Origin of the sequence: Mesorhizobium sp. M2A.F.Ca.ET.039.01.1.1 (assembly GCF_003998035.1) — a bacterium.
Taxonomy (GTDB): Bacteria; Pseudomonadota; Alphaproteobacteria; order Rhizobiales; family Rhizobiaceae; genus Mesorhizobium.
This window is the reverse complement of sequence record NZ_RZRY01000519.1, coordinates 1-4,561: the sequence shown is the minus strand read 5'-3', so window position 1 is coordinate 4,561 and position 4,561 is coordinate 1. Positions and strand designations below refer to the sequence as shown.

Genomic DNA, 4,561 nt, shown 5'->3' with positions numbered 1-4,561 from the left:
GGCCGACACCATGCCGCCGGGCGACAACCGGTTTTCCTGGCGCAGAGCCGAAAGCACCGCCTCGGCTATGCGGCCCGCCGCCTGCGGGTCAGGAAGGTTGGGGGCGATGATGGCGAATTCGTCGCCGCCAAGCCGGGCCAGCATCTGGCCGTGGCGCAGCACGCTGGAGGCGCAGTGAGCCACCTTTTGCAGCACGGCGTCGCCAGCGGCGTGGCCGAAGAGGTCGTTCACTTCCTTGAACCGGTCGAGGTCGAGCAGCATGAGCGCCAGCTGGCTACCTTTGCCACTGCTTTTGCCATCTGGCGCGGACGCGGCGATCTCGGCTTCCAGACGGCTGGCGAAGCTACGGCGGTTGGCAAGGCCGGTGAGCGGGTCGTAATTCGCAAGCCGCATGATCTCCTGTTCGGCCTTCCTGCGTTCGCGTATGTCGCGCACGGCCACGACCAGATGCGGCTTGCCGCAATAATCGATTCTCCTGGCGATCAGCTCCACCGGTATCCGGCTGTCGTCCTGACCGCGGAGGTCGGCTTCCTGCGCCTGTCCGTTGCCGGTGGCAACGGCCGACGCAATTCGTTCGCCGAACAGCTCGCCCAGCCTCATCGTGTTCAGCGCGCCGGCGGCGATGCCGCTCAGCGCCGCGATGCTGTCGTTGGCGCTGACGATGCGGTTGCCGTCGCAGACGATGAGGCCTTCGACGGCAGCATTGGCGAGGCCGTGCATGCGCTCCGCCTCGATCCTGTGACGGCGGAAGCGCAGATCGATCCACAGCGCGGTGGCCGCCAGCACCAGGATGACGAGGCTTGCCGTCGCGGCTGCGAAAGCCTGCGACATCGGAGCGATCGTGAATTTCGAGATCTCGATCGAGGAATCCGGATAGATCGAGACGGCGGCCATGGCGATGAAATGCAGCGTGCAGATCGCCAGCGTCAGCAGGACGGCACCGGCGACTGTCGCCAGGGTCGACGGGCGACGCAGCACGATAAACAGCGAAAGCGCGGCAAGTGATATACCCGAGACCAGCGATGCCGCGACCAGCAGCTGGTTCCAGACGATCCGACCTTCGACCTCGAAAGCCGCCATGCCGGTATAGTGCATCGCCGCGATGCCAATGCCGAGCACGGCGCCACCGACGAGATAGTGGTCGATGCCGGTGCGCACGGTTGCGATCCATATCCCAGCGGCCGTCAGAAGAACGGAAACCGCCAGCGAAGCGACCGAAAGCTCGGCGTTGTAGGCGTTGGGTATTCCCGGCGTGAAGGCGATCATGGCGATGAAATGCGTCGCCCAGATGCCAAAGCCGGTGGAAGCGGCGGCAATCAGCAGCCAGGCATAACGGTTCCGGCTGGTCGATTGCACGACATGGCGGAGCAGATTGACAGCGGTGAAACAAGAAATTCCACAAATCAGCGCGGCCAGTGCGACCAGTCTCAGATCGTGCTCGTTCACGATACAATTATAGACGGTCAACATCTTGCTTCACCTGATCTTCCCACATCAATCAAGGCAACGGAATTGATTAGGGCCCGGCAGCTGAAGAATCGGTTATGCCGCCCGCAACCGCTGCGTGCGTCCCAGGTTGTATCTGTCAGGGAGGCCATGCCTGGAATCATTGGGCCGAGCCAGCGGGAATTGGTCGATCCTGAAGGCCGTCACTTCACCCGCACCGTGACCACCAGCGCCTCGTGGTCGGCGCTCGGGCTGCCGTCCGGCAAGACCGCCGGCAGCGTCGCGGGTGCGCTTGCCGAAAGGCCGCGGGTGAAGAACCAGTCGATATGGCCGGCGGGCGTCAGGTCGCCGGCCGCGCGCCGCTGCGTCGGCTTGTCGAAGGCGTTGGCCTCGCGCCAGTCGTAGCCACGCTCGGCAAACACCGCGAACAAGGGCTCATGACGCTCCGGGCACATCAGCCGGTCCGGTTCGGCGGCGATGCGCTTTCGCCACGCGTCTGGGTCGTCATTGCGTTCGGGATAGGTGGCGGTGAGCGTGTTGAAGTCGCCGCCGATGAGAACAGGCGTTTCCGCATCATATCTGTCGATGGCATCGAGCAGATGGCGGGTCTGGTCGGCGCGGCCTGCTGGCGTGGTGCGGTTCTCGAGATGCACCGAAACGACGGTCACACGGCGGTCGCCTAACATCACCTGGCCGCCGAGCGCCATGCGGCCGCCGATGCGTGGCTGGCCGTGCTCCGGCAGGAACCAGGCGCCAGCGGCGTCGAAGCGAACGAGAAAAGGCCGCAGCAGCGGAACGGTGCTGGTTATGGCGTTGCCGTGGAAGCCCTCCGCATTCTCGGCGCCGCCATTTGCCGCCTGCTCCGTCTCATTGCCGGTGCCGAGTTCGAGGAACTCGACGCCATAGGCGTAGGAATGGCCCAGGCGATCAGCAAGCCGGCTCAAAAGATGGCCGTTGCCGGAGCGCGCCATGCCCTTGTCGACTTCCGACAGCAGCACGACGTGTGGCGCCTGGCCGGCGATGATTTCGGCGATGGCATCAACGTGGCGCAGCCGCTCGACATTCCAGGCCATGACGGTCAGGCTCTCACCGGCGCTTTCACGCGAAGCCTTGCCGCCGATCTCAATCTCGCCGAGGGCGGGAACGGCGGCGGCGTGGCGCAGATGGGTGGCGCTGTCGCGCGGCCCGTCCCGCATGGCGTTGCGGACGGCGACGGGCACGTGCGTGAGCTGCGGAACCAGCATGTCTTGTCTCATTCAGTTAGCCGGTTAATCAAAGAGGTCTTTTCACCGCTTGGCGGCGCCCTAGCTACCTGATCAGGATGACGTTTCGTTGAATCGCCATCCTGATCCAATTCTTTGTTGGAGCATGATCTTGTCCGAAAACCGGTTCCCACTTTTCGGGATCATGCTCTAGAGCGCCGATGTGACGTTTTCATGCCGGCGCTGCCGCTGCCAGGGGAGGAGAGACTGGCTGTCCACAGGGGCTTCGGGCCCACAACAGAACTGTCACATACCTTCTCTATGAGAGCGGGCAAGGACTTGCGCAAAACCCTTGTCACACTGCCACTCAAGAGGGAAGACCATGACGATCATCAAGCGGGGCTTTGCTGCCCTTGCCGCCAGCGCGCTCAGCACCGCGCTTGCGGTTCCTGCTATTGCCGAGCCGGTCAAATTCGATTTCTGGTTCGGTCTTTCGGGCGATCTCGCCCGCGTCGTCGACACGCTGTGCAAGAACTTCAACGCTTCGCAGAAGGACTACGAGGTCGTTTGCACCAGCCAGGGCAATTACGACGCCACGCTGCAGAACACGATCGCCGCCTTCCGCGCCGGCAAGCAGCCCACCGTCGTCCAGGTCTATGACGTCGGCACCGCCACCATGATGCTGTCGGGCGCCTACAAGCCCGCCGACAAGCTGATGGAGGAGAACGGCTACAAGATCGACTACAGCGACTATTTCCCCGGCATCGCCCGCTATTACGCGACGTCGAAGGGCGAGATGCTGTCCTTCCCGTTCAACTCCTCGACGGCGCTGATGTACTGGAACAAGGACGCCTTCGCCAAGATCGGCAAGACCGAGGCGCCGAAGACCTGGGAAGATGTCGGCGCCGACCTCAAGGCGCTGAAGGACGCCGGCTATGACTGCCCGATGGCGATCAACATCTCGGCCAACGAAAGCTGGCAGCTGATGGAGCAGTTCTCGGCGCTGCACAACCAGCCGATCGCCACCAAGAACAACGGTTATGACGGCCTCGATGCGCGTCTGGAAGTCAACAAGACCAAGTTCGTCCAGTATGTCACCGACTTGAAGAAGTGGTATGACGCGGGTCTGATCAAGATCAAATCCAAGGATCTCGGCCAGGACATGGTGCAGGCCTTCGCCACCGGCACCTGCCAGGTCATCCTGACTTCGGTCGGCGACCACGGCACTGTCGGCCGCACCCAGAAGGAAGGCATGAGCTGGGATGTCGCCGAGCTGCCGGTCTATGCCGGCACCGAGCGCAAGAACTCTTTGGTCGGCGGCGCCTCGCTGTGGGTGCTGTCCGGCAAGTCGGACGCCGAATACAAGGGCGCGGCCGCCTTCCTCAACTTCATCCACGACCCCAAGACCGCTTTGTTCTGGTCGACCAACACCGGCTATATCCCGGTGACGAAATCGGGCTTCGATTTCATGAAATCCAACGGCTTCTACGACAAGGCGCCTTATAAGGGCCGCGAGGTGGCCATCGCCAGCCTGACCGCGTCGGAGCCGACCGAGATCACCCGCGGCATCCGCCTCGGCAACTTCACCCAGATCCGCGCCGAGTTCGGCACGCAGATGCAGGCGATCTTCGCCAACAAGGTCAGCGTGCAGGAAGGCCTCGACACCCTGGTCAAGAACGGCGACGCCATCCTCGATCGCTTCCAGCAGACCTATCCAGGTAAGACCCTGCCCTGATCCCGGATAGCGCAACGGCCGCCCGTCGAGATTCGACGGGCGGCCATTTCATATCTAGTTTGTCCCGCGAAGGCGGGCTGATGGATTCCACTGCATCGGCGGATCGATGGAAAAACGCGTCACTTTCGGCAGATGGACGATCGGCATCCTGTTCGCGGTGCCGCAGCTCATCCTGATC

General features: G+C 63.0%; 3 protein-coding genes. 1 reads left to right on the top strand and 2 read right to left on the bottom strand.

All coding sequences use genetic code 11. The features are described 5' to 3' along the window. A partial coding sequence (locus tag EOA24_RS28270) for an MHYT domain-containing protein (protein ID WP_127410304.1) occupies positions 1-1,470 on the bottom strand: 1,470 nt, incomplete at its 3' end. Between the two features lie 179 nt (positions 1,471-1,649). Beyond that, the gene (locus EOA24_RS28265; protein ID WP_127410303.1) at positions 1,650-2,690 is read right to left on the bottom strand and encodes an endonuclease/exonuclease/phosphatase family protein; all 1,041 of its coding nucleotides are present in this window, start codon (positions 2,688-2,690) and stop codon (positions 1,650-1,652) included. Between the two features lie 340 nt (positions 2,691-3,030). Here EOA24_RS28265 and EOA24_RS28260 point away from each other — a divergent pair, with 340 nt between their 5' ends. Continuing rightward, positions 3,031-4,383, top strand: coding sequence for an extracellular solute-binding protein (locus EOA24_RS28260; RefSeq protein ID WP_126081040.1), 1,353 nt, complete (start codon positions 3,031-3,033; stop codon positions 4,381-4,383). Positions 4,384-4,561 lie beyond the last annotated feature (178 nt).